22 protein-coding genes are annotated in these 23444 nt (G+C 69.4%); 10 read left to right on the top strand and 12 right to left on the bottom strand.

What is annotated here, in order from left to right; translation table 11 throughout:
• Positions 1-233: 233 nt before the first annotated feature.
• Positions 234-1670 carry a type I glutamate--ammonia ligase gene (gene glnA, locus ACWEO7_RS11935; RefSeq protein ID WP_355072839.1) on the bottom strand — a complete coding sequence of 479 codons (1437 nt, stop codon included), beginning with the start codon at positions 1668-1670 and terminating at the stop codon, positions 234-236.
• 252 nt (positions 1671-1922) lie between these two features.
• Between glnA (ACWEO7_RS11935) and ACWEO7_RS11930 the strand changes: the two genes are divergently transcribed.
• Entirely contained in the window at positions 1923-2378 is a 456-nt protein-coding gene (locus tag ACWEO7_RS11930; protein WP_364427805.1) for an RDD family protein, read from the top strand.
• Positions 2379-2452: 74 nt separating this feature from the next.
• On the opposite strand, the gene ACWEO7_RS11925 is transcribed toward ACWEO7_RS11930, so the two are convergent.
• Together ACWEO7_RS11925 and ACWEO7_RS11920 are read right to left on the bottom strand one after the other, a co-directional pair.
• Positions 2453-3187, bottom strand: a complete 735-nt coding sequence (locus ACWEO7_RS11925; RefSeq protein WP_452422881.1) for a DUF4191 domain-containing protein — start codon at positions 3185-3187, stop codon at positions 2453-2455.
• A 62-nt stretch (positions 3188-3249) separates the two neighbouring features.
• Complete coding sequence (locus ACWEO7_RS11920) at positions 3250-3693, bottom strand: TY-Chap domain-containing protein (protein WP_355072834.1); 444 nt, start codon at positions 3691-3693, stop codon at positions 3250-3252.
• Between the two features lie 471 nt (positions 3694-4164).
• On the opposite strand from ACWEO7_RS11920, the gene ACWEO7_RS11915 reads away from it, so the two are divergent.
• The 3 genes from ACWEO7_RS11915 (at position 4165) to ACWEO7_RS11905 (ending at position 6024) form a co-directional block, all read left to right on the top strand.
• Positions 4165-4518, top strand: a complete 354-nt coding sequence (locus ACWEO7_RS11915) for a DUF2334 domain-containing protein (RefSeq protein WP_452422879.1) — start codon at positions 4165-4167, stop codon at positions 4516-4518.
• The gene (locus ACWEO7_RS11910; protein WP_452422877.1) at positions 4515-4904 is read left to right on the top strand and encodes a hypothetical protein; all 390 of its coding nucleotides are present in this window, start codon (positions 4515-4517) and stop codon (positions 4902-4904) included. Before ACWEO7_RS11915 ends, ACWEO7_RS11910 begins: the two co-directional genes overlap by 4 nt.
• Positions 4905-5166: 262 nt before the next feature.
• Positions 5167-6024 carry a glycosyltransferase gene (locus ACWEO7_RS11905; protein WP_452422875.1) on the top strand — a complete coding sequence of 286 codons (858 nt, stop codon included), beginning with the start codon at positions 5167-5169 and terminating at the stop codon, positions 6022-6024.
• Between the two features lie 314 nt (positions 6025-6338).
• Here ACWEO7_RS11905 and ACWEO7_RS11900 read toward each other — a convergent pair whose 3' ends face one another.
• The gene (locus tag ACWEO7_RS11900; protein WP_452422873.1) at positions 6339-7199 is read right to left on the bottom strand and encodes a DMT family transporter; all 861 of its coding nucleotides are present in this window, start codon (positions 7197-7199) and stop codon (positions 6339-6341) included.
• Positions 7200-7310: 111 nt separating this feature from the next.
• Between ACWEO7_RS11900 and ACWEO7_RS11895 the strand changes: the two genes are divergently transcribed.
• Genes ACWEO7_RS11895 through ACWEO7_RS11880 form a run of 4 tightly spaced genes read left to right on the top strand, consistent with a single transcriptional unit; the run spans position 7311 to position 11691 of the window.
• Complete coding sequence (locus ACWEO7_RS11895) at positions 7311-8978, top strand: CocE/NonD family hydrolase (protein ID WP_452422871.1); 1668 nt, start codon at positions 7311-7313, stop codon at positions 8976-8978.
• The gene (locus ACWEO7_RS11890; RefSeq protein WP_452422869.1) at positions 8975-10345 is read left to right on the top strand and encodes a M20/M25/M40 family metallo-hydrolase; all 1371 of its coding nucleotides are present in this window, start codon (positions 8975-8977) and stop codon (positions 10343-10345) included. The genes ACWEO7_RS11895 and ACWEO7_RS11890 overlap by 4 nt, the downstream gene beginning before the upstream one ends.
• The gene (locus tag ACWEO7_RS11885) at positions 10342-11229 is read left to right on the top strand and encodes an alpha/beta hydrolase (RefSeq protein WP_452422867.1); all 888 of its coding nucleotides are present in this window, start codon (positions 10342-10344) and stop codon (positions 11227-11229) included. The genes ACWEO7_RS11890 and ACWEO7_RS11885 overlap by 4 nt, the downstream gene beginning before the upstream one ends.
• A gap of 9 nt (positions 11230-11238) precedes the next feature.
• On the top strand, positions 11239-11691 hold the full coding sequence (locus ACWEO7_RS11880; RefSeq protein ID WP_450015132.1) for a 6,7-dimethyl-8-ribityllumazine synthase: 453 nt from the start codon (positions 11239-11241) through the stop codon (positions 11689-11691).
• 3 nt (positions 11692-11694) lie between these two features.
• Here ACWEO7_RS11880 and ACWEO7_RS11875 read toward each other — a convergent pair whose 3' ends face one another.
• The 3 genes from ACWEO7_RS11875 to ACWEO7_RS11865 all read right to left on the bottom strand — a co-directional run bounded on the left by ACWEO7_RS11875 (position 11695) and on the right by ACWEO7_RS11865 (position 15204).
• Positions 11695-13131 carry a metallopeptidase gene (locus ACWEO7_RS11875; RefSeq protein ID WP_452422865.1) on the bottom strand — a complete coding sequence of 479 codons (1437 nt, stop codon included), beginning with the start codon at positions 13129-13131 and terminating at the stop codon, positions 11695-11697.
• 297 nt (positions 13132-13428) lie between these two features.
• The gene (locus ACWEO7_RS11870) at positions 13429-14373 is read right to left on the bottom strand and encodes an endonuclease/exonuclease/phosphatase family protein (protein ID WP_452422863.1); all 945 of its coding nucleotides are present in this window, start codon (positions 14371-14373) and stop codon (positions 13429-13431) included.
• A 138-nt stretch (positions 14374-14511) separates the two neighbouring features.
• On the bottom strand, positions 14512-15204 hold the full coding sequence (locus ACWEO7_RS11865) for a class I SAM-dependent methyltransferase (RefSeq protein ID WP_452422861.1): 693 nt from the start codon (positions 15202-15204) through the stop codon (positions 14512-14514).
• Between the two features lie 228 nt (positions 15205-15432).
• Here ACWEO7_RS11865 and ACWEO7_RS11860 point away from each other — a divergent pair, with 228 nt between their 5' ends.
• Positions 15433-15786 carry a hypothetical protein gene (locus tag ACWEO7_RS11860; RefSeq protein WP_452422859.1) on the top strand — a complete coding sequence of 118 codons (354 nt, stop codon included), beginning with the start codon at positions 15433-15435 and terminating at the stop codon, positions 15784-15786.
• Here ACWEO7_RS11860 and ACWEO7_RS11855 read toward each other — a convergent pair.
• Positions 15734-16381: a cysteine hydrolase family protein gene (locus tag ACWEO7_RS11855; RefSeq protein WP_452422894.1), complete on the bottom strand. Its 648-nt coding sequence runs from the start codon at positions 16379-16381 to the stop codon at positions 15734-15736. The genes ACWEO7_RS11860 and ACWEO7_RS11855 overlap by 53 nt on opposite strands.
• A gap of 2 nt (positions 16382-16383) precedes the next feature.
• Positions 16384-16710 carry a hypothetical protein gene (locus ACWEO7_RS11850; protein WP_452422858.1) on the bottom strand — a complete coding sequence of 109 codons (327 nt, stop codon included), beginning with the start codon at positions 16708-16710 and terminating at the stop codon, positions 16384-16386.
• A 106-nt stretch (positions 16711-16816) separates the two neighbouring features.
• Here ACWEO7_RS11850 and ACWEO7_RS11845 point away from each other — a divergent pair, with 106 nt between their 5' ends.
• On the top strand, positions 16817-17173 hold the full coding sequence (locus ACWEO7_RS11845; RefSeq protein WP_450015137.1) for a winged helix-turn-helix transcriptional regulator: 357 nt from the start codon (positions 16817-16819) through the stop codon (positions 17171-17173).
• A gap of 3 nt (positions 17174-17176) precedes the next feature.
• Here ACWEO7_RS11845 and ACWEO7_RS11840 read toward each other — a convergent pair whose 3' ends face one another.
• From ACWEO7_RS11840 to ACWEO7_RS11830, 3 genes are all read right to left on the bottom strand, one after another.
• Positions 17177-20188, bottom strand: a complete 3012-nt coding sequence (locus tag ACWEO7_RS11840; RefSeq protein ID WP_452422856.1) for a bifunctional [glutamine synthetase] adenylyltransferase/[glutamine synthetase]-adenylyl-L-tyrosine phosphorylase — start codon at positions 20186-20188, stop codon at positions 17177-17179.
• Positions 20189-20245: 57 nt separating this feature from the next.
• Positions 20246-21583 carry a type I glutamate--ammonia ligase gene (gene glnA / locus ACWEO7_RS11835; protein ID WP_379253000.1) on the bottom strand — a complete coding sequence of 446 codons (1338 nt, stop codon included), beginning with the start codon at positions 21581-21583 and terminating at the stop codon, positions 20246-20248.
• Positions 21584-21745: 162 nt separating this feature from the next.
• Positions 21746-23284, bottom strand: a complete 1539-nt coding sequence (locus ACWEO7_RS11830; protein WP_452422892.1) for an alpha/beta hydrolase — start codon at positions 23282-23284, stop codon at positions 21746-21748.
• Positions 23285-23444: the final 160 nt, after the last annotated feature.

The following is a 23444-nucleotide window of genomic DNA, read 5'->3' as shown; positions in this document are numbered from 1 at the left end:
GTCGCTGATCCGAGCCTGTCAACCGCGATGACACCGACGACAGACACACAGCCCAAGGGGCATTCAGACAGTTTCAATATCCGACGTCACCATTACATCTGTGGCCGGATACGGACGAGTCCACCCGCCAGGTGATCGCTGCTGTGATCACTGAGCGGATGGACTCGAATCCGTCTACTGCGTACCCACTGCGTACCGAAGGCCCGAATCAGGGGTAAATCCGCAGGTCAGGCTTACACGTCGAAGTACAGCTCGAACTCGTACGGGTGCGGCCGCAGGTTCACCGGGGCGATCTCGCCCTCGCGCTTGAGGGTGATCCAGGTCTCGATCAGGTCCTCGGTGAAGACGTTGCCTTCGGTGAGGTAGTCGTGGTCCTGCTCGAGGCGGTCGATGACCGACGAGAGGCTGGTGGGGGCCTGCGGGATGTTCTTGGCCTCCTCCGGCGGGAGCTCGTAGAGGTCCTTGTCGACCGGGGCCAGCGGCTCGATCTTCTTCTTGATGCCGTCCAGGCCGGCCATCATCATGGCGGCGAAGGCCAGGTACGGGTTGCCCGAGGAGTCCGGCGCGCGGAACTCGAGGCGCTTGGCCTTCGGGTTGTTGCCGGTGACCGGGATGCGGACCGCGGCGGAGCGGTTGCGCTGCGAGTACACCAGGTTGATCGGGGCCTCGTAGCCGGGGACCAGGCGGTGGTAGGAGTTCACCGTCGGGTTGGTGAACGCCAGCAGCGACGGCGCGTGGTGCAGGATGCCGCCGATGTAGTGGCGGGCCAGGTCGGACAGGCCGCCGTAGCCGGCCTCGTCGTGGAACAGCGGCTTGCCGTCCTTCCACAGCGACTGGTGCACGTGCATGCCCGAGCCGTTGTCACCGAAGAGCGGCTTCGGCATGAAGGTGACGGTCTTGCCTTCCTGCCACGCGGTGTTCTTGACGATGTACTTGAACAGCTGCAGGTCGTCGGCCGCGGCGAGCAGGGTGTTGAACTTGTAGTTGATCTCGGCCTGACCGGCGGTGCCGACCTCGTGGTGGCCGCGCTCCAGCTCGAAGCCGGAGTTCTGCAGGTTGGTCGAGATCTTGTCGCGCAGGTCGACGTAGTGGTCGTAGGGCGCGACCGGGAAGTAGCCGCCCTTGTTGCGGACCTTGTAGCCGCGGTTGCGGGTGCCGTCCGGGTTGAACTCCGCGCCGGTGTTCCAGGAGCCCGAGACCGACTCGATCTCGTAGAAGGCGCCGTTCATGGCCGAGTCGTAGCGGATCGAGTCGAAGATGTAGAACTCCGCCTCGGGGCCGAAGTACGCGGTGTCGGCGATGCCGGTGGAGCGCAGGTACTCCTCCGCCTTGCGCGCGACGTTACGCGGGTCGCGGCTGTAGGCCTCCCGGGTGAACGGGTCGTGCACGAAGAAGTTGAGGTTCAGCGTCTTGGCGGCGCGGAACGGGTCGACACGCGCGGTGGAGAAGTCGGGCAGCAGCAGCATGTCCGACTCGTCGATGGACTGGAACCCACGGACGGAGGAGCCGTCGAACGCTAGCCCTTCCTCGGCGAGGTCGGTGGTGAAGGCCTTTCCCGGAATCGAGAAATGCTGCTGCACACCGGGCAGGTCGCTGAACCGGATGTCGACGTACTCGATGTCCTCATCAGCGATGAATTTGATGACCTCGTCGGCCGTGCTGAACGTCACTTGTTCTCCTTACGGATCGGTTCCCAGCCAGTGTCGCTTGCATGGGTTCGTCGCGACCAGACGCTATGGATGCCGTGTTTCCCTGCAGTCAAGGATTTGTTTCGCCGGTGTTACACGTGCGTCCGGCAGCGTGGTGCTGACCACCATGACTCGAAATGCATGGTAGTCCTGCCCGCGCCGCGGTGCGCGGTGAGGCTGAACTCCGTTTATGCGGTACCGGGCGCCGGTCCGGGCGCGCCTATTCTGGGGTGCATGGCACGCATCACCGGCTCCTGGCTCTCCGGACCTCCTGCCGACTCCGGTGGCCCGGCAACCACCGAGTTCCCCGGCGCGCAACTCGGCCTGCCGAAGGCCGGAGCGGGCTCGCTGGCCGGTATGGGCCGCCGCATCGCCGCCCTGTTCGTGGACTGGCTGATCGCCCTCGGCATCGCGGCGCTGATCACGCGCAGCGGTTCGGCGTCGAGCTTGACGCTGTTGATCTGGTTCGTCATCGGCGTCGGCGCCGTCACGCTCTTCGGGTTCACGCCGGGGCAGTATTTCCTGCGGCTGCGCACGGTGCGCATCGACGCGGCTGCGCCGGTCGGCTTCGTCCGGGCGCTGGCCAGGCAGGTGCTGCTGGTGTTCGTGGTGCCCGCGCTGTTCACCGACGCCGACGGGCGCGGCATGCACGATCGCGCGACCGGAACGGCGCTGGTGCGTTCACGCTGATCTTCCGACCCGCGCGGTAACGAGCGGAAAGGCCCGCACCCCGGGCGGGGCGGCGGGCCTTTCGAGCGAGCAGGTCAGCGGCGGCGGATGGTGCGCTGCACGCCGCGCATCTTGGCGCCCGCGGGCATCGGCCCCTTCGGCAGGGCGGGCCCGCTGCGCGCACTGAGGGCGGCCAGCCTGCCTTCGATGAGGTCCATCCGCTTGGCGTCGATGTTGCGCGGCAGCTTGGTGAGGTAACGCTGCAGCTCCTTGAGCGGAATCTGGCCTTCGTCGTTGCCGATGACGACGTCGTAGATCGGAGTGTCGCCGATCAGCCGAGCCGTGCGCTTCTTCTCCTGGGCGAGCAGCGACTTGACCCGTTGCGGGGAGCCCTCGGCGACCAGCACCACGCCGGGCAGGCCGATCACCCGATGCACCGCGTCCAGCTGCGTGGTGGCGGCGATGCCGTTGCTCACCCGCCATTTGCCCTGGAGGTTGTCCAGCACCCAGGCCGCGGCGCCCGCCTGCCCCTCGGCCTTGCGGTAGACGCTCTTCTGCACCCGCCTGCCGAAGATGATGAACGCCGCCAGCGCGCCGAGCACCACACCCAGCGGGATCAGGAACCAGGTCAGCCCGAAGATCAGGCCGATGACGGCGAAGACGGCGGTGATGCCGACCAGGGCGCCGATCATCAGCGGCAGCAGCAGCTTGTCTTCCTTGCGCTGCATCTGGAACGCCTGCCACAACTGCTTGCGGCGTTCTCTCGACTGCTGCTTGCGGGCCGCCTTCGCCGCGGCCTTCGCTTCCTTGGTGGGCTTACCTGCTGCCATGACTCTCAGGATAGTGCCCAGGTAGTAGCGGCTTCGCCGTGGGACAGCGGGCCGACCGGGCGCTACCCGCGGCGCGCGATCGATCCGAGCACGGTGAGATCCAGGTCACCCGAGGCCTCGGTCCAGCCCATCGCGCGCAACTCGACCGGCGCCGCCACACCCAGGGCGTCGCGCAGGCCGACGGCGACCGAGCGCGCGAACTCGAGCAAGCTACTCGGCGCGATGGGCCAGAAGAGGATCCTGGTCCAGTTGTCCGCGTCGTGCCGATCCGCGGGCTCGTGCCAGCCCAGTGCGCGCAACTCCTGCGCGGCGGTCTCCGGGATCGGGTTGCTCAGGTAATTGTTCCCGGCCAGTTCGGCGGACAATTTGATGTCGTATTGGACAAATTGGACATAGCGATTTCCGGGGGCGGCGATGATCAGGGTTGCCCGCGAGGGCAGCTCCGAGAGGCAGTGCGCCAGCGATTGCACGAACCGTTCCCAGTCCGCTGTCGCCGGCTCGCTCATTCTTCCCCCGGGTATTCGCACTGGCCTGATCATACGCCGACCCGGCCGGGACACCAGACGAAACTCGTTGCAACGTTGCGTAGTTCATTCGGGCTATAGCCGTTTGCCATATCCCATATCGGCTCTCGGCCGAGCACCACCCGGACCTGCGGCGTCTCCACCGGCGACACCGAGTCGGGCCGACGCGGCGCGCACGGATCAGGCGGCGGAAACCGAGCGCCAATTGAGATTTTCGTTTCCGCCCCGGCGTTTTCCGCCAGCGCAGGAATACGTCCGGCGGAATGCTTTCGTATGGGAGACCGTAGCGTTCGGGTTCGCGCTAGGAATCGCGCTATGGATTTCGTCTCGGCCGCATGGAGTCCGGCGTGGGACGAGTAGGAGCGGTATCGGGTGGGGAACCCAACGCATCTTTCAGCCGAGTGCACCGCGCTGTTCAGCTGGCGGCCACCGGGCGGTGTTAGCTTCCCCGACGTGTGTGCGCGGTTGGTGGTGAGCGTCCATGACGTCGCACCGGCGAGTGCGGCGGAGACGGCGCGCTGGTGCGCCGATGCCGATCGGTTCGGAATTCCCGTGTCGTTGTTGGTGATACCGGGGCCGTGGCGGGGCAGGCGGTTGGCCGACGAACCCGACTACGCGGCGTTCCTGCGGGAGCGCAGGCAGGCCGGTGACGACGTCTTGGTGCACGGGTGGTCGCACCGGGCGGGGCCCGAGGGTGGTTGGCCGCGCCGCGCGGTAGCGCACGCGGTGGCGCGCGGCGCGGCCGAGTTCGCCGCCGTCGACGTCGGCACGGCCACCGTCAAACTGCGCGCCGCCACCGAAGTATGATCGAAGCCGGTCTGCCGACTACCGGTTTCACGCCGCCGGGCTGGCTCGCCTCGCCCGGCGCGAAACAGGCGTTGCGCGCGGCGGGGTTCACCTACACCACCTCCCACTTCGGCGCCGAGCAACTGCGCACCGGACGCCGGTTCCGCGGGTTCGCGCTCTCGCACCGGCCGGGCGGCGGCTGGTCCGAGCGGTTCGGCGCGGCGATGCTGGAGACGGCGGCGCGCCGCATCGCCGGACGCGGCGGGCTGGTCCGGCTGGCGCTGCATCCCGACGATCTGAGCAGACCGGGCCTGCGCGACACCACGCTGCGCGCCATCGACGCGGTGCTGCACACCGGCGCGCACGCGATCACCTATCGCGAGCTGGTCGGATCGGCGGTCGACTAGTGCGCATCGTGCAGATCGCCAACTTCTACACCCCCGCCTCCGGCGGTTTGCGCACATGCCTCGACGAGATGGGGCGCGGCTATTCGGCGGCGGGTCACGACCGGGTCCTCGTCGTGCCCGGTCCGCGCGACGCCGACGAGCACACCGCGTCCGGGCATCGGATCACCGTGCGCAGCACCAAGTTCGGCGACGCCGGCTACCACGTGCTCACCGCCCGGCGCACCCGTGCCGTGCTCGACCGGCTGGCCCCTGACGTCCTCGAGTGCAGCGACAAACTCAGCGTCCGCTGGCTGGCGCCGTGGGCGCGCGGGGCGCGGGCGTTCCGCTGGTGTTGTTCTCGCACGAACGCATCGACCCCATCCTGCGCTCGCGGGTGCCGCGCGGCTTCCCGCTCACCGCCGCGGCCGACCTGGCCAACCGACGGCTATGGGTGCGCGCCGAGAAGGTCGTGGTCACTTCACGTTTCGCCACCGCCGAGTTCGACCGGGTCGGCGCGCGCAATGTACGCAGGATCCCGCTCGGCGTCGACCTCACGACCTTTCGCCCATCGACCGAGAACCGGCGCGACGACCGCTCCGACGATCCGGTGCGGCTGGTCCTGGTGAGCAGGTTGTCCCGGGAGAAACGAGCCGAACGCGCCATCCGGGCGGTCCGCGTCCTGGTCGAATCCGGTGTGCGCTGCGTGCTGCCGGTCATCGGGGACGGCCCGCTGCGTTCTCGCCTGGAGCAGCTGGCGGCAGGGCTTCCGGTCGTCTTCCACGGCCATCTCACCGACCGGACCGCGATGGCCGCCCTGGTCGCCGAGGCCGACATCGCCGTGTTTCCCTCCCCCGCCGAGACTTTCGGCCTCGCCGTGCTGGAGGCGCTCGCCTGCGGGACTCCGGTGGTCGTTCCCGCGGCGGGCGCGGCTCGCGAACTCGTCGGCGACCCCGGCTCCGGCCTCGTCTGCGACGGGACACCGCGCGGCCTCGCCGACGGCGTGCGTGAACTGCTCGCCCTGCCCGCGGGCCAGCGTCGTCGCGCGGCCCGTGCCGCGGCGGAACGCTTTCCGTGGTCGGCGACGGTGGAGAGCATGCTCGCGCTCTACGCCGACTACGAGACTCCGGCCCGCTCGGCCTGAGGGAACACCCCGGCGTTGGCACGATCGCGCTGGTTCAACCGCTGAAGTCACCTGCCCGGGGCGTCGGCCTGCGCGCCGCCGATTCCGCGCAGCAACTCCCGGCGTCGACGAGCCGGGCAAAGGCAAGTGCGCTGACCCCGAGTGCGGGTCACCGCGCCTCGGCGTGCGAATGCCGCTCCCGGCGGATGATTCGCCGTTCCGACCGCGCAGGATGCCCAGCGACCGGTGTCGCGCCGGATACCCGCATCGGCCCGGTGGTTCGCCTCGCTCGTGCCCGTCGGATCCCCTTCCTCCGATCAGCATTGCGCCGGAGTTCACCCGGCCTTCGCCCGTATCGCCGGGCGGGTCGCGTCCGCCGGCAGCTCCCGCTCGTCGTGCAGCGTCGGCGAATTCGCCAGCAGCGCGACACCGACGATCACCGCGGTCGCCGCGCAGGCCAGCAGCGCCGGGCGCGGGTGGATCGTCGCGGTGAAGAGCGTGAGACCGGCCACGTAGCTCAGCACCGGGTCGGTGATCGTCATCGCGGTCAGCGCCGTGGGCAGTGACCCGCGTGCGTACGCCTCCTGGGTCAGGATGCCGCCGAGGACGGTGGACACCGGGATACCCAGCAGTGCCCAGCTCGGATGCGGCAGCGTCCTCGTCGCCACCATGACGAGGACCGCCGTGGTGGCGAAACAGCAGCCCGCCGCCACCGCCACCAGCGCGGACCGCACCTGGGTGGAGCGGACCGTCCGGGACAGACCGGACAACACGACGACCGTGCCGACCACCCCCGCGCACGCCCCCGGGAGCAGCTCCGTGCGCACCGCCGACGTCCCCGCCCAGTCTCTGGCGAGCAGCGCGCGACCACGCCGCACCGCCGCGAACGGCAGCGCGAACAACAACTGCGCGACCAGCAGCGCCTGCACCACCGCGATGGCGCCGAAGCGCAGCGCGACGGCGTGCACGACGAATCCGGCCACGTTCGCGCCCTGTCCGGCCAGCCAGCGGCGGTCGGTGATCAGACGACGAGCGATCGCGGCGATCACCAGGAATCGTCCCTGCCCGGACGCGGTGGCCGCCTGCCTGGCAGCGCCTTGTTGCAGGAACGCCGATACCGCGAACAGGAACGCGGCCGACAACGCCGAACCGACCGTCCCTACCGAGTCGACGGACCCGAAACCGCGCTCCGGCATGGCCTCGATGCTGGCCGGTCCGGATGAACACCGGATGGCGGTCGACCGGCTACTGGACGACCACCCCGGTTCCGGGGGCTGGACGGCCGTCCGGGCACAGTCGATAGTCCTATGGTGATCGAACGAGTCGTCCTGTCTCGTGCCCTCTGCGGCCTGTTGTTGCTGTTGGCCGCGTTCACCCCGATGCGAGCGGTCGCCGAACCGCTGCCGGTGCCCTATCAGTGGAAGCAATCGTTCATCGACGGCACGGACGGCACCCGGCTGCACGCGGACATCCTGCGCCCGGCCGGTGTCTCCGACGACACCCGCACACCCGTCATCCTGACCGTCAGTCCGTATCGGGCGCACCTGGCCTATCTGAGCGAGCCGCGCCTGACCGGCGGCCCGTCCACCGACAACCTCACCGCCGACCTGTTCCTGAACGCGGGCTACACCTACGTCATCGTCGACCTGCGCGGGTTCGGCGGCTCCAACGGTTGCCCGGACTTCGGCGGGGCGGGGGAACGAGCCGACGTCGCCACGGCCGTGGAGTGGGCGGCGAGCCAGCCGTGGTCCACCGGCAGGGTCGGGCTGTTCGGCACGTCGTACGAAGCCTGGACCGGCCTGATGGGCCTGGCCGCCGCCCCGAAGGGCCTCGCGGCGGTGGGCGCGTTCGAGCCGGTCGTCGACCCGTACTCCTACCTGTACATGCAGGGCGTCTCGTGGAAGTTCTCCGGCAAACCGATCACCGAGAGCGGCGTGCGTCCCGCCGACTTCGCGGGACTCGAGCACCTGCTGATCGCCTCCACTCCACCGCGTCCGGAAGACTCTGGCGAATATCAGGCGAACGCGACGCAGTTGCCGTGGCAGTGCTACCGGCAGTACCTGACCCAGATCGGCGACCACAACCCCGACACCGCGTTCTGGCGCGATCGCGACCTCGTCGCGCGGCTGCGCGGCGCCACGATTCCGCTGTTCCTCGGTCAAGGCTTCGTCGACTACAACACCCGTGCCTACCGTGTGCTCGATCTGTGGAACGGCCTCGGGCCCGGCGAGCACCGCGCCTGGTTCGGCCAGTGGGGACACCGCACCTGCCACGACAAATGCGGCACGCCCCACTTCGACACCGAGTTGCTCGCGTTCTTCGACAAGCACGTCGCCGCCCGCGACGTGCGGGTACCCGGCCCGCGGATCACCGTCGGCCAGTTCGACGGCCGCTGGCGCGCGGAGACCGCCTGGCCGCCCGCCGACGCCCGGCGGGTTCCGGTCGAGCTGCGGACCGGCGATTACACCGATCGCGGGTTGATTCCCGGACCCGATCGCGAGATCTGGTCGCTCTCCGCGCCGCTGACCGGCGAGCAGCATCTTTCCGGCATTCCCACCGCCACCCTCCGGCTCGGCGGCCCGCCGAAAGCGACGGTCGCGGTCGAGCTCTATGACATCGCGCCCGACCTGCGCGCGACCGTCATCACCCGAGGGATCGCCCCGGTCCGCGACACCGCCGAGGTCAGGCTGCTCGCGCAGGACTGGCCGATCGCCGCGGGCCACCGGATCGGCGTGCGGATCACCGACGTGGTCGACGACGTGTGGTCGCACTCCCCCGCCCTCGCCGCAGTCACGGTGTCCTCCGCGAGCATCGAGTTGCCCTTGTTGACCGCGACGCGCCGTCCCGATCTGCCGGGCGAGCTCACCGAAGGCATCGTGAAGTGGCGAAACGAGAAGACCATCGCCCTCGACCCGAGCATGTTGAACAATGCAACGGTGTCCATGAATCTGCCCGACCGCACCGGTGACCGATGACGGAGCCGGTCGACGACCTGACCGCCGAACGCCTCGCCACCGCGCTGCGGTGCGCGACGGTGTCCACCGACGACCCGCGCGACACCGACAGCGCGGCGTTCGACCGCCTCGACGCGCACCTGCGGACGTCGTTCCCCCGGGTGCACGCCGAACTCGAACTGCGGAAGTTCGCGCACAGCAGGCTCTACCGCTGGCCGGGCGCCGACCCGGACCGGGTGGCCGCGATCATGCTCGCGCATCAGGACGTGGTCCCGGTGGACGACGCCCAGCGTTGGACCCACCCGCCGTTCGCGGGAGTGGTGGACGACGAGTTCATCTGGGGCCGCGGGGCGATCGACGACAAGAGCCGCGTGCTCGCCATCCTGGAGGCGGCCGAATCGGCGCTCGCCGCGGGCCTGCGCCCCCGGCACACCGTGTACCTGGCTTTCGGGCACGACGAGGAGGTCTTCGGCGGCGAGGGCGCCGAGCGCATGGCCGAGCATCTGCGGCAGGCGGGCGTGCGCGCCGAGCTACTGCTGGACGAGGGCGGGGTGATCACCGCGGGCGTCGTCGATGGCGTGCGGCAGCCGGTTGCGACGATCATGCTCGGGGAGAAGGGCTACGCGACGGTCCGGTTGTCGGTCACCGAGGTCGGCGGGCACTCGTCCATGCCGGGCAGGCAGACGGCGGTCGGCCGGATCGCGCGGGCGGTGGGCCGCATCCAGGACCATCCGATGCCGCTGCGCCTGACCCCGGTGATCGCGGATATGCTGACCAGGGTGCGCGAGGTCATGCCCGCGCCGCGGCGAATGCTGCTGGGCCTGGCGAATCTCGCCGCACCGGTGGTCACCCGGGTGATGGCGGCCCAGCCGCAGACCGAAGCGATGGTGCGCACCACCACGGCGCCGACGGTGATCCGCGGCGGAGTGCGGGCGAACGTGTTGCCCCAGCGGGCCGAGGCCATGGTGAACTTCCGCATCCTGCCCGGCGACACCGTCGCCTCGGTGCTGGCGCACTGCCGGAAAGTTGTGCGCGACAAGGGGATTCGATTCGATCTGGTAGGCATGTCGTCGGAACCGTCGCGGATCACGCGGCCAGGCCCCGCATTCGATCTGATCGCCGATCTCGCCCGCGCCGTCGTCCCCGGCATCGCGGTGACCACCGGCATCGTGCCCGGCGCCACCGACTCCAGGCACTACGACGATCTGGCGGGCACCCGGTGCAATTTCGCCCCGATCGTGCTGGACGAGCGCGACCTGGCCTCGATCCACGGAACCGACGAGCGCATCTCGCGAGTCAACTACGCTCGACTCATCGAGTTCAACCGGCGGCTGATCGAGCATTTCGCGACGGTCGGCGCGCCATCGACGTCAGGAGCGCAGGGATGACGACCGAGCCGACGGCGGGCGACACCGCGCCAACCGAGCCGTCCGCGATTCGCACCGAGTCCGGCGAGTTCGACGGTGCCGGCAGCGGAGTCGCCTGGCGGGCGTGGCTGCCGGAGGGCGCGGCGCGGGGCGTGATCGTCCTGGTGCACGGCGTGGCCGAGCATTCCGGCCGCTATGCCCATGTGGGACAGCGTCTGGTCGCCGCCGGTTTCGCGGTCTACGCGCTCGATCACATCGGGCACGGGAAATCCGCCGGCAGCAAGGCCAACATCGGCTCCATGGCGGGCGCCGCGGACAACGTCGCCGCCATGCTGGACATCGCGACCCGAGAGCAGCCCGGCGTGCCGCGCTTCCTGGTCGCGCACTCGATGGGCAGCCTGATCACCCTGTATCTGGCCACCCGCGAGCCGATCGACGTGGCGGGCATCGTGTTGTCCGCCCCGCCGCTGGACATCCCGGTGGGCAATCCGGTGCAGCGCGTGCTCGCACCGGTGTTGAGCAGGTTCACCCCGAATCTGGGTGTGCTGAAACTGGATTCGTCGCAGATCAGCCGGGACCCGGCGGTTGTCACGGCCTACGACAATGATCCGCTGGTCTATCGCGGCATGCTGCCCGCACGCACCGGCGCCGAGATGCTGAGCGCGACGAATACGGTCAAGCAGCGGTTGGCGAAGGTCACCGTGCCGCTGCTGGTGCTGCACGGCACCGCCGACGCGATCGCCGCGCCGTCCAGCTCCGATCTCATCGAGCGGGGCGCCGGGTCGGAGGACCTCACGGTGATCCGCTACGAGGGCCTCTACCACGAGGTGTTCAACGAGCCCGAGCAGCAGAAGGTGCTCGACGACGTCGTCGGCTGGCTGGAAGCGCACCTTACCGGAAAGTAGAATCTCGCCATGAGTACTACCGGATCCATCGCGTTCATCCGTGCCAGCTGGCACAGCTCGATCGTCGGTAAGGCGTACGAGGGCTTCCGCACCGAATACACCGACCTCGGTTTCGATCCCGCCGGCATCGATGTCTACGAGGTGCCGGGTGCCTTCGAGATCCCGCTGCACGCCAAGCGCCTGGCGCATTCCGGCCGGTACGCCGCGATCGTCGCCTCCGCGCTGGTGGTGGACGGCGGCATCTACCGGCACGATTTCGTGGCCTCGGCGGTGATCGACGGGCTGATGCGGGTCCAGCTGGACACGGACGTGCCGGTGTTCTCGGTCGTGCTCACCCCGCACCACTTCCACGAGCACAGCGAGCACGTCACGTACTTCACCGAGCATTTCGTCACCAAGGGCGCCGAGGCGGCCCGCGCGCTGGCGAGCACGCTCAGCTCCCTGCGATCGCTGCCGGTGTAACGACTACCGGAACTTGGCCAGGCACGCGCTCTCACCGTCCAGGACGCCGGTGCGGAACGCTTCGAGCCGCTGGTAGCCGCTCGGCACTACCTTTCCGTTCACGTCGGCGGCCGCCGCGCCGTCGGCGAGCAGGCCGGAGACCGCTTCGTCCAGATCGCCCGCGGACAGGTGCGGGTCGCTGCCCGGCTCGCTCAACTTGGTGGTCACCACGCCGCTGAGGCATGCGGTGCGCAGGCCCGCCGTCTCCGCGCCGGTCAGCGAGAGCTTGCGATCCTGTTGCACCGCGAGCACATAGCGCGAGACGAAGACGACGAACGCGTTGTAGTCGCCGTCCACGACCGCCGACAGCGGGTCGCCGTCGGTCATCGTTCCGCCGCGGCGGGCCAAGGCGGGCACGTCCGTGCCGATCCGGTTCGCGCTCGGGCAGTACGACACCGGCCGGCTGACGGTGCCGTCCGAGCAACCGCGGCCGACCCCGGAGTAGTCGAACTGTGGCGTCCGCGTCACCGGGAAGATCTTGGTCAGCGCCTGGCTCAGGCTGGTCAGCGCGGCGGCGTCCACCGGAAGTTGCGCCTGCTCCTCACCGGGCTCGAAGGTGGTGGGGAGATTGCCGCGGCGCTGGGCGATCTCCTTCCTGGTGATCTTCTTACACCCGTCGGCGCCGTCGGTGTAACCGATCTGCACCGCCGTCACCCGCTCGAAGGCCGAGCCGTGGACGTTGTCCGGATCGTTCGGGTCCCGGTCGCGCACCGCCACCGTGGCGCCGAGCACGGCGTTGAGGCCGTCGGTGGTGTTGAGCGTGAAGTGCGCCGAATTCCCCTCGGCCACATGGCGCAGGAAGACACCGCCGAGGCAGTCCGCCTGCTGTTCCTGCACGAGCGGCGGGGTCAGCAGGCCCGCGAGTCTGGCCTGCCCTTGGATGGCGTGCCCGTACTCATGAGCGAGCACCATCACCACCGCCATCTCGCCGTACTTCTGCACCAGTTTCGGCAGCAGGACACCCCGGTCCCAGCCGATGGTGTGGTCACCGCCGCAGTAGGCCGCGTTCACCACCTGGTAGGTGTCGGACTTGCAGAACTTGACCGACTGCGTTCTGGGCGCCTTGGCGTCCCAGGAGATGAACCTGGTCACCGGCTTCAACGTGCCGGGGAAGTGCGCGGGGTACTCCTTGGTCCAGAAGTCCTGCACGTCGGCGATGGTATTGAGGGCGAGCTTGTCGATGGCGCCGCCGTCGCCGTTCTCCGCCGTGAGCGGCGCGTCCGGCACACCCTTGCGGGGGCCGTTCGGGCCCGATGCCGTCATCGACCCGGCCAGTTCCCAGGTGTCGGCGGGCGGCGAGACCTGCCGTGCGGCATGGTCGTTCGCGCCCTGCGCGCATCCGGCCGACACCAGCGCCACCACCGCGAGCACGGCCACACCGAATCGCCTGTACTTCCTCATCGAACTCGCCTCCCCGAGTACCGCGTCTCGGGCTCGCCGAGCGCTCACATCGTAATCGCCGCGAGCGCGCTGCGCGCATCACAGCGCCACGAACGTCTCCGGAACCGCAAGGCGCACAGCACTTTCACGCCCGGTCATGCGCACAGCAGGGAATTCGGCGCGGTCGATGATGGGAGCGGCCTCAGCGCGACAATCGAGGATCACCAGAAGTCGGCGGGGGTGCATCGCGACCTGCTCGCGGCGAAGTTCGATGTGGCGGCCGTCCCGCGTGGTCCGTGGGCGCATGACGGTGTGGGGTCACTGAAGGTGGATGTGGGAGAGCAGCGCTCGATGGTCGGAGCCGGGGACCGAGAGGGTGCGCACCTCTTCGGCGGTGGCGTCGGCGAGCAGGATGTGGTCGATGCCGATCACCGGTCCCCACGCGCGGTCGGCGGGGAAGGTCGGCAGCAGGCCGGCGCCCGCCTGGTCGGCCGCCGAGGCGAAGCTTCCGCGCAGCAGGTCGCGGAAGGCGGTGTGGTCACGGGTCGCGTTGAAATCCGCGCCCACGATCGCCGGGCCCCGTTGCGCCTCGAGGATTTCCCTGGTCTTGCGCATCTCCGTCTGCCACGCGGGAAAATCGAACGGCGGCGGGACCGGATGGAACGCGAAGACGGTGATCGGTCCCCGTTCGGGGTGATCCATCGTCGCGGAGATGTTGTTGAGGATGTATCCGTCGTATTTCTTGGTGTCCCGCAGCGGATATCGGCTGTAGATGCCGGTGCCGCCACCGCCGTCGCGGGTGGGCTCGGTGTAGTGGTAAGGCAGTTCACCGAGCAGGCCCGCGCCCGCCAACCGCTCCAGCGCGGCGTCGGTCAGTTCGTCCACGGTCAGCACGTCGACCCGGTCGTCGCGCACCGCGCGCACCACGGCGGCCGGGTCGGCGCCGCCGAACAGCAGATTCGACTGCATGACGGTCAGCTTCGGACCGTTGGCTGCCCGGCCCTGCGGCACGAACGCGGGCACCAGCGTCCACAGCGTCGCCGCGGCCAGCACCCCGGCGACAGCGGCACTGCGCCACCCGCGCGCGATCAGCAAGAGCACCAGGCCGACGATCGCGCCGACCATGAAGTACGACGCTCCCGACGCGAGCAACACCAGCACTCGCCGCTGCCACGCCCCGAAGTGCAACGCTATCCCGATGGCGCCTGCGGCTACTGCGCACCACCCCGCACCGAGCAATGCCCGGTCCATCCATCTACGCATGCGGTCGAGCCTAGGCAATGCCGGTGAAGCTTTTGATCCGGTGCAGCTCGAGACCAGCACATAGGAAACCCGGCCACTTCGATGCCTGGCGATGTCCCTCGCCCGGGCGACGCACCTCGCGACTTCGCTGTCGGAGAATCAGCCCAGGTGGGCCGACAGTAGCCAGGCCGGAACCGACTTGCGGCCGCCGGGCTCGTCGCGTATCCCTTCGAACCGGACAGGCGCGCCCTCGGGCAACTCCGCGGGCAAGTTGGCGTGAATTCGCGCCGGCCTGATCTCATCGATCGTCCAATACTTCGACACCACCTCCCGAAGCTCGTCGGCGGTGACCGGCGATGGCCCCGGCTGGGGCACTTCGGGCAGGCCCGCGCGGTCGAACACGAGCGCGAAGTACGACGCGCCCGGCGCGGCAGCGCGGACGATCGCCTGCTGGTAACCATCCCGCGACTCGACCGGGATCGAATGGAACAGCGTGCTGTCGACGATGGTGCCGAAGCGGCCGTCGTAGCCGGTGAAAGAAGTGATGTCGGCGACCTCGAACGAAGCGTTCGTCAAGCCGCGCCGGGCCGCCTCGGCCCGCGCCAACTCGACCGCGGTCGGCGACAGATCCAATCCCACGATCTGGTAACCCCGCTCGGCCAGGTACAGCGAGATCGCCGCCTCCCCGCAGCCGACGTCGAGCACGTCGCCGTGGAACTTGCCCTGCTCGATCAGGGCGGCGAGCTCGGGTTGGGGTTCGCCGATACTCCACGGCGGTTTGACACCCGGCCCGAACGGGCCGCCGGTGCCCCGATAGGTGACATCGAAATCGAACTCATCTGGCGTCGTCATAGCAAACGAATATCAGTGCACCTGCCCGATGTCGGGGACCCTCGCACACGACGCGCTCGATCCGCTCGACGGGCGCGATGACACCGCGGCAGGGCGAGATCTCCCGCACCGCTCGACACGCCACTGATCGAGACCGGACCGTGGGCAGGGCGGCGGATCGTCGTCCATGACGAGGTCCGCCGGTCTACCCTTGGCCGAAAACTGATGGCGACGTGCCGAGGGGGAAGAATGTACGTCGAGCAATTTCGCGCACAGGGACCGCTCACGGCCGAGATCGCCGAAGACCTGGCATTCATTCCGGGCTCGTACCGTTCGTCCATCACGGTCAGCAGCAACGGGCGCAGTGTGCACGCGCCCGTCCTGCCGGTGGCCTGGGATGTCCTGCGAATCCGCTCCGGCACCGAGGTCACCATCACGACCACGAACGGGCTCGGCGACGAAGACCGGCTCGCCTTGCGCCGGTTCGTCGATCGCTTCCAGACGTTGACCGGTGCCGCCAAGACTCCACCGCAGGGCGCGGACCGCCGCGTCAGTGGGCGTGCCGACGCATGGCCTCGGTCAGCGCGGCGGTGTCCGTGGTGAGCGATCCGCCGGTGAATTCGAGAGTGGCACGCGATCTTTCGGCCGCCGCCGGATGACCCGCACCGCACGCGTCGGTGACGATGATCGGCAGATAACCCAGGTCAAGGCTGTGCCGAACCGTCGGCTCGATGCCCACCTCCATGGCGATGCCCGCCACGGCGTAGGTGTCGATGCCGCAGTCGCGCAGCGCGAAGTCCAGCGGAGTGGCCGCGAACGCCGACATGGTGATCTTGTCGAACACCACCTCGTCCGGACCCGGCGTCAACTCGGGCACCAAGTGGAATTGCGGCGAACCCTGCGGGAAGCTCGAACGCACGTCCCCCGGGTCGTCCACCCGCTGCCAGGACATCGCGGTGCGCAACTGGGCGACGCCCGACGCCGCCACCGGCAGGGACATGTGCCGGGTATAGAACACCCGGAAACCCCCCGCCCGGGCGGCGTCGCGCAGCCGCACGCACGCGCGCACGATCTCCTCGCCGCCGGGAATCTGCCGCACGATGCCGACCTGCATGTCGTAGATGAGCAACGCCATCCGCGCGGGATCGCAGGCATCCGGCACGGTCTGCGGGATGCTCAGGCCGAAGGCGTGGCGCATGCTCACGCGGTCCGGTCGTAGGGCTCGGCGACGTCCACGGTCGGGTCCATCAGCGCCTCCAGCGGCAAGGGCGCCTGCACCGGGACGAACGTCCATTCCAGGTATCCGGCCTTGGTGAGCGGGAAGTCCGCGACGTACTTCCGCGCCTCCTCGACGCTGTCGACCTCGAACACGATCACGACGCCGGGCTCGTCGGCGCGGGCGTAGTTCTCCCGGACGATGCCCGCCTTCCACAGCCGCCACACGTTGGCGACCTCCTCGGGCAGGTACGGGTTGATCGTCTCCAGGGTGACGCCTGGCTTGAAGCGGTCGAAAACGATGACCTTCACGATATTTCGCTCCATGTCTGCGGTGGTCGATACGAACGGCATCCATGGAATCGCGATGATTACAGTGTTACAAGAACGCACTTTTCAGTGAGTACCCGGAGGACAGGTGCCCGACAAGCGCTACAACTGCGCCGTGGAGGTGACCGTCGACCTGATCGGCGGCAAGTGGAAGCCGGTGATCCTGGCCCACTTGAAGGAGGGCGTGCACCGCTACGGCGAGTTGCGCAGGCGGATGCCGACCACCAGCGAGAAGATGCTGGTCCAGCAGTTGCGCGAACTGGAGTCCGACGGCTTGGTCCGGCGCACCACCTTCGACACGGTGCCTCCGCAGGTCGAATACACCCTCACCGACGAGGGCCGCACACTCGTCCCGGTCCTCACCGCGCTCTACGACTGGGGCGAACAGCGCGCGGCCCGCGCGGGTCTCACCGTCGGTCCTCGAGCCCGGCCGCGGGCGGACTAGGCCTCACGCGCCGAAGACTCGTTCGACGACCGCTTTGGCGCGCCGGGTGACGCGCATGTAGTGGTCGAGGAATTCGCTGCCGTCGTCGTTGGGCCACCCCGCGACGCGGGCGACGGCGGAAAGCAGCCGCCCCGGACCCGGTAGCTGATCGCTCGGCTTGCCGCGCACCAGGACCAAGGCGTTGCGGGCGTTGGTGGCGGTCAGCCACGCGTCGCGCAGCAGCGCCACGTCCTGCGCGTCCAGCAGTTCGGTCCGCTCGATCACGTCCAGTGCCTCGAGTGTGGAGGTGTTGTGCAAGCCGGGCACCTCGTGGGCGTGCCGCAGCTGCACCAGCTGAACCGTCCACTCGATGTCGGCCAGGCCCCCGCGCCCCAGCTTCGTGTGCGTGGCCGGATCGGCGCCGCGGGGCAGCCGCTCGGCGTCCACTCTGGCCTTGATCCGCCGGATCTCGCGCACCGCCTCGGCGGACACACCGCCCTCCGGGTACCGCACCTTGTCGATGACGTGCAGGAAACGCACCCCGAGTTCCTGGTCACCAGCCACTTGGTGCGCGCGCAGCAACGCCTGCACCTCCCAAGGTTGCGCCCAATGCTGGTAGTACGCGGCGTAGGCGGCCAGCGTGCGCACCAGCGCGCCGCTGCGCCCCTCCGGACGCAGCCCGGCGTCCACGTGCAGCGGCGGGTCGGTGCTCGGCGCGCCGAGCAGCTGCTGCACCCGGTCGGCCACCCCGATCGCCCACTTCACCGCCTTGGTTTCGTCCTCACCCGGCCGCGGGTCGCAGACGAACAGCACGTCCGCGTCCGAGCCGTAGCCGAGCTCCATGCCACCGAGTCGGCCCATGCCGATCACCGCGATGTCGGCGGGCGCGGGCGCACCCCGCTCCGCTTCGCTCGCGCGGATCACCGCACGCAACGACGCCTCGAGCACCGCCACCCACACCGACGACAACGCCCGGCACACCTGCGGCACTTCGAGCATGCCCAGCAGATCGGCCGACGCCACCCGCGCGAGTTCGTGCCTGCGCAGCGAACGGGCCGCGGCCACGGCGCGTTTCGGGTCCTCGTAGCGCGCGGCGGCGGTGAGGATGCCGCGGGCCACCTCGTCGGGCTGCGGGCCGAGCAGCAGCGGGCCGCTCGGACCGTCGGCGTACATCCGGATCGTCTCCGGCGCGTTGATCAGCAGATCGGGCAGGTACTCCGAGGAGCCGAGCACGATCATCAGCCGCTGGGCGATCGCCCCCTCGTCGCGCAGTTCGCGCAGGAACCAGATCTGGTCGGCGAGCCCCTCGGACACGCGGCGATAGGCCAGCAGGCCCGCGTCGGGATTCGGTGTCTCCCCGAGCCATTCGAGCAGCGTCGGCAGCAGCAGGGCTTGGATGCGCCCTTTGCGGGACACGCCGCCGGTGAGGGCCTTCAGGTGGCCGAGGGCGTGTTCCGGCGCCGCGTAGCCGAGAGCGGCCAGCTGCCGGATGGCGGCTTCGGGGCTCAGGCGCAGCGCGTCGGGTTCCAGCCGCACCACCGAATCCAGCAGCGGCCGGTAGAAGAGTTTGGCGTGCAAGCGCCGCACGCGCACCGCGTTCCGGCGGATCTCGCTGCCCAGCACACCCACCGCGTCCTGCCTGCCGTCGGGCCGGATGTGCGCCGCGCGGGCCAGCCAGCGCATGCCCTCCTCGTCGTCGTCGGCGGGCAGGGTATGCGTGCGACGCAACCGCTGTAGCTGGAGCCGGTGTTCCAGCAACCGCAGGAACTCGTAGGACGCCGTGAGATTGGCCGCGTCGTCGCGACCGACGTAGCCGCCCGCGGCCAGCGCGGTCAACGCCTCGACGGTGCCCTGCACGTGCAGCGTCTCGTCCACCCGCCCGTGCACCAATTGCAGGAGTTGCACGGCGAATTCGACGTCCCTGAGACTGCCGCGCCCCAACTTGAGTTCGCGTTCGCGCAGATCGGCGGGCACCAGATCCTCCACGCGGCGGCGCATCGCCTGCACGTCGGCGACGAAATCGGGACGCTCCGACGCCGACCACACCATCGGCATGAGCGCGGCTCGATACTGCTCGCCGAGCGCGAGGTCACCGGTCGCCGGACGATTCTTCAACAGCGCCTGGAACTCCCAGGTGCGTGCCCAGCGCTTGTAGTAGGCGATGTGCGAATCCAGCGTGCGCACCAGCGCACCGGCCTTGCCCTCCGGTCGCAGCGCCGCGTCGACCTCGAAGAACGCCTGGCTCGCCACGCTCATCATCTCCGCGGCCAGCCGCGTGGCGGTGGCGTCGGCGGGCTCGGCCACGAACACCACGTCGACGTCGCTGACATAGTTCAATTCGCGCGCGCCGCACTTGCCCATCGCGATCACGCCCAGCCGCACCGGCACCGGCTCGTCCTTGCAGACCCGCGCCACCGCCACCGCCAGCGCCGCGGTCAGGGCGGCGTCGGCCAGGTCGGTGAGCTGCCTGCCGACCACCTGGTAGGGCAGCACCGGCTCGTTCTCCACCGTGGCCGCCAGATCCAGCGCGGCCAGCAGCATCAAGTGATCGCGGTACCGCTTGCGCAGCGACGCCGCCACTTCGGGCCCCGAGATCGCGGCGCGAAACAGCATCGGGGTCGCGTTCGGCCCTTCCTCCGGTGCCGCGTCGACCACAGCGAGCAGATCGGCGATCAGCTCGTCGCGTCCAGGTAACTCCTTGCGGCGCAAGCCTTCCCACGACTCCGGCGCCGCGACGAGGTGATCGCCGAATGCGCTGGAGGAGCCGAGCAGCGCGAACAGCCTGCCCCGCAGCGACGTATCCGTACGGATCGCCGAATCGATCGCGTGCCAACCGTCCCCGATGCTCTCGCGCAGTCGCATGAGCGTGCTCAACGCGAGGTCGGCGTCCGGCGCGCGGGACAGCGACCACAGCACGGGGATGCTCTCGACGTTGTCCCAGCCCAATTCGCGCAGCGACGCGGCGGCGGATGGCTCGAGCAATCCGAGCCGACCGACACCGGGGACAGCGGAGCGCGCAGAGGGGGGCCGGACCATGGCTCTCAAATTACCCGGCCGCGATCGGGGGCACGCCGCCCCCGGGCATCGCTCGGATTACAACCCCAGGTATTCCTTGAGCTCGAACGGCGTGACCTGGCTGCGGTAGTCCGCCCACTCCCGGCGCTTGTTGCGCAGGAAGAAGTCGAACACGTGCTCGCCCAGGGTCTCGGCGACCAGCTCGGAGCGCTCCATCGCCTGCAGCGCCTCGTCCAGCGTGCCGGGCAGCTCGCGGAAGCCCATCGCGCGCCGCTCGGCGACGGTCAGCGACCACACGTCGTCCTCGGCCTCCGGCGGCAGCGTGTAGCCCTTCTCGATGCCACGCAGACCAGCCGCGAGCAGCACGGCGAAGGCAAGGTATGGGTTGCACGCGGAATCGGGGCTGCGGATCTCGACGCGCCGCGAGGAGGCCTTGTTCGGCGTGTACATCGGCACACGGACCAGCGCGGAGCGGTTGGACCGGCCCCACGAGGCCGCCGTCGGCGCCTCGCCGCCGTGGATGAGGCGCTTGTAGGAGTTGACCCACTGGTTGGTGACCGCGCTGATCTCCGGGGCGTGCTCGAGGATGCCCGCGATGAACGCGCGCGCCGTCTCCGACAGGTTGATCGGGTCGTCGGGGTCGTGGAAGGCGTTGGTCTCGCCCTCGAACAGGCTCATGTGCGTGTGCATCGCCGAGCCCGGGTACTGGGCGAACGGCTTGGGCATGAAGGTCGCGCGCACGCCCTCGTCGATGGCCACTTCCTTGATCAGGTAGCGGAAGGTCATCACGTTGTCGGCCATGGACAGCGCGTCGGCGTAGCGCAGGTCGATCTCCTGCTGGCCCGGAGCGCCCTCGTGGTGGCTGAACTCCACGGAGATGCCCATGGACTCCAGCGCGTCGATGGCGTGGCGGCGGAAGTTCGGCGCCGAATCGTGCACGGCCTGGTCGAAGAAGCCGCCGGTGTCGGCGGGGACCGGGACGCCGTCACGCGTGCCGTTCTCCAGCAGGAAGAACTCGATCTCGGGGTGCACGTAGCAGCTGAATCCGACGTCGCCCGCCTTGTTCAGCTGGCGGCGCAGCACGTGGCGCGGGTCGGCCCAGGACGGCGAGCCGTCCGGCATGGTGATATCGCAGAACATGCGCGCGGAGTGCTGATGGCCCTTGCTCGTGGCCCACGGCAGCACCTGGAAGGTCGACGGATCCGGCCGGGCGACCATGTCGGCCTCCGAGACACGGGCGAAGCCCTCGATGGCCGAGCCGTCGAAACCGATACCTTCTTCGAACGCGCCCTCCAGTTCGGCGGGCGCGATCGCGACGGACTTCAGGTAACCCAAGACGTCGGTGAACCAGAGACGTACGAAGCGGATGTCCCGCTCTTCGAGCGTCCGCAGCACGAATTCCTTCTGGCGATCCATGTCCGCGAGCGTAAGCATCCGGCGTTAAATCTGTGTTACATACACGCTTAAGATTGCTGACCTGGATTTTTTGGAAGACTCCGCACAGTCGGATCGTCCGGTTTGTGAGATTCTTCCGGACCGGGCAGCATCGCGTGACCGATCAGCAACCGCGCGCCCGGCTCAGCAGGTGAGGCCGGCGGCGGGCTCGGTCAGGTCGACCAGATAGGCGATCACCGCGTCGTCGACGCAGGGGACGCCGCCCGCCAGCGCCACCGTATGCCGGTTGCCCTGATAGGTGATCAGTGCGGCGCCCAACTGGTCGGCCAGGTCGACTCCGGCCTGGTACGGCGTCGCCGGGTCCTCGGTGGTCGACACCACCACCGTCTTCGGCAGACCGGTCACCGAGATGCGATGCGGTTCACTCGTGTTCGGCACCGGCCAGGCGGTGCACAGCTCCAGCGGCGCCGCGCCGGTGCCGCGCCCGTCGTCCAGGAACGGGGCCGCTTTCCGGTATTCCGCGTCCTGGCGTCCGGCCACCCCGCGATCGGTGATGCGCGGATCGTCCACGCAGCGGATCGCGTTGAACGCGTCGCTGGTGTTGGCGTAAGTGCCGTCGTCGCGACGGCCGTCGTACAGGTCGGCCAGGGCCAGCAGCGTATCGCCGCGCCCGTCGCGCAGCTCGGACAGCCCGAGCGTGAGCACCTTCCACAATTCGTCGGTGTAGAGCGCCTGGCGCACGCCGGTGAGCGCGTCGCCGTAGGTCAGACCCCGTGGATCGGTGGTCGGCGCGGGCTTGTCCCACAGCGGGTTCACCAACGCGCGGAACCGCGGCACCGCCTGCGCCGGGTCGGCGCCCAGCGGGCAGTCGGGCTGCCGCGCGCAGTCGGCGGCGTAGGCGTCGAACACCTTCTGGAAGCCCGCCGCCTGGCGCAGCGACTCCTGCACCGGATCCTGCGAGGAGTCGATGGCGCCGTCCAGCACCATGGCGCGCACGTGGTCGGGGAACCGCTCCGCGTACGCCGAACCGATCTTGGTGCCGTAGGAGTAGCCGACGTAGGTCAGCTTCGCGTCGCCGAGCGCGGCGCGCATGATGTCGAGGTCCTGCACGACCTCGCGGGTGCCGACGTGGGCGAGGAACTCCTTCCCGGTCCGATCGGCGCAGCGGCCCGCGTACCGGCGGTTGTCGGCCTCGGCGTCGGCGATGCCCGCCGGGGTGTAGTCATCCTCCGGCTCGGCGCGCTCGGAGTCCTGCTCCTGGGGTGTCTGGCAGACGATCGAGGGGGTGGAAGAACCGACGCCGCGCGGGTCGAAGCCGATCCGGTCGAAGCGCTCGGCCAATTCCGTCTTGTTGCCGAGCGACGACAGGCCGAGACCGGACTCTCCCGGCCCGCCCGGATTCATCACCAGCGAACCGACCCGCCGCCCGGTCGCACGCGTCCGGGAGATCGCGATCTGGGCGGTCGGTCCGTCGGGCGCCGCGTAGTCCACCGGCACGGTGATCCGGGCGCACTCGGTGCTCGGCGGCAGCCGGTCGTCCGGCCCGCCGAATCCGGCGCAGTCGCGCCACTGCACCGCCTGACCGTAGAACTTCTCCAGCCCGGTGGGCGGTGTGGGTGCCGACTGCCCCGTTTCGGTGCGGGTGACGGCGCACCCCGCAACCAGCACAGCCAGCGACGCCAGCACCGCCACCGGGAGTGCACCGCGCCCATTCCGCACCATCGACATGCTGTCGATACTGCCATCGGGCGAACGCGGCGGCAGCCCCGGGCAAACCCGTGCGGCGCTGTGACCAATCGCACCGGTCATCGGCCTTAATCCGCCTCGGTGGCGGGTGGCACACTGAAATCGTCAGACACTCCCGGGGACCCGGACGGGCCCC

This window comes from Nocardia sp. NPDC004260 (assembly GCF_053603155.1).
This window is presented reverse-complemented; position numbering and strand designations above follow the sequence as displayed.

Excerpts from the sequence above, each read along its gene's own strand:
- glnA (WP_379253000.1), bottom strand. The coding sequence starts at position 21,583 with ATGGATCGCCAGAAGGAATTCGTGCTGCGGACGCTCGAAGAGCGGGAC.
- ACWEO7_RS11880 (WP_450015132.1), top strand. The coding sequence starts at position 11,239 with ATGAGTACTACCGGATCCATCGCGTTCATCCGTGCCAGCTGGCACAGC.
- ACWEO7_RS11910 (WP_452422877.1), top strand. The coding sequence starts at position 4,515 with ATGATCGAAGCCGGTCTGCCGACTACCGGTTTCACGCCGCCGGGCTGG.
- ACWEO7_RS11870 (WP_452422863.1), bottom strand. The coding sequence starts at position 14,373 with ATGCGTAGATGGATGGACCGGGCATTGCTCGGTGCGGGGTGGTGCGCA.
- ACWEO7_RS11890 (WP_452422869.1), top strand. The coding sequence starts at position 8,975 with ATGACGGAGCCGGTCGACGACCTGACCGCCGAACGCCTCGCCACCGCG.
- ACWEO7_RS11920 (WP_355072834.1), bottom strand. The coding sequence starts at position 3,693 with ATGAGCGAGCCGGCGACAGCGGACTGGGAACGGTTCGTGCAATCGCTG.
- ACWEO7_RS11930 (WP_364427805.1), top strand. The coding sequence starts at position 1,923 with ATGGCACGCATCACCGGCTCCTGGCTCTCCGGACCTCCTGCCGACTCC.
- ACWEO7_RS11885 (WP_452422867.1), top strand. The coding sequence starts at position 10,342 with ATGACGACCGAGCCGACGGCGGGCGACACCGCGCCAACCGAGCCGTCC.
- ACWEO7_RS11900 (WP_452422873.1), bottom strand. The coding sequence starts at position 7,199 with ATGCCGGAGCGCGGTTTCGGGTCCGTCGACTCGGTAGGGACGGTCGGT.
- ACWEO7_RS11860 (WP_452422859.1), top strand. The coding sequence starts at position 15,433 with ATGTACGTCGAGCAATTTCGCGCACAGGGACCGCTCACGGCCGAGATC.
- ACWEO7_RS11925 (WP_452422881.1), bottom strand. The coding sequence starts at position 3,187 with ATGGCAGCAGGTAAGCCCACCAAGGAAGCGAAGGCCGCGGCGAAGGCG.
- ACWEO7_RS11855 (WP_452422894.1), bottom strand. The coding sequence starts at position 16,381 with ATGCGCCACGCCTTCGGCCTGAGCATCCCGCAGACCGTGCCGGATGCC.
- ACWEO7_RS11830 (WP_452422892.1), bottom strand. The coding sequence starts at position 23,284 with ATGGTGCGGAATGGGCGCGGTGCACTCCCGGTGGCGGTGCTGGCGTCG.
- ACWEO7_RS11865 (WP_452422861.1), bottom strand. The coding sequence starts at position 15,204 with ATGACGACGCCAGATGAGTTCGATTTCGATGTCACCTATCGGGGCACC.
- ACWEO7_RS11840 (WP_452422856.1), bottom strand. The coding sequence starts at position 20,188 with ATGGTCCGGCCCCCCTCTGCGCGCTCCGCTGTCCCCGGTGTCGGTCGG.
- ACWEO7_RS11875 (WP_452422865.1), bottom strand. The coding sequence starts at position 13,131 with ATGAGGAAGTACAGGCGATTCGGTGTGGCCGTGCTCGCGGTGGTGGCG.
- ACWEO7_RS11895 (WP_452422871.1), top strand. The coding sequence starts at position 7,311 with ATGGTGATCGAACGAGTCGTCCTGTCTCGTGCCCTCTGCGGCCTGTTG.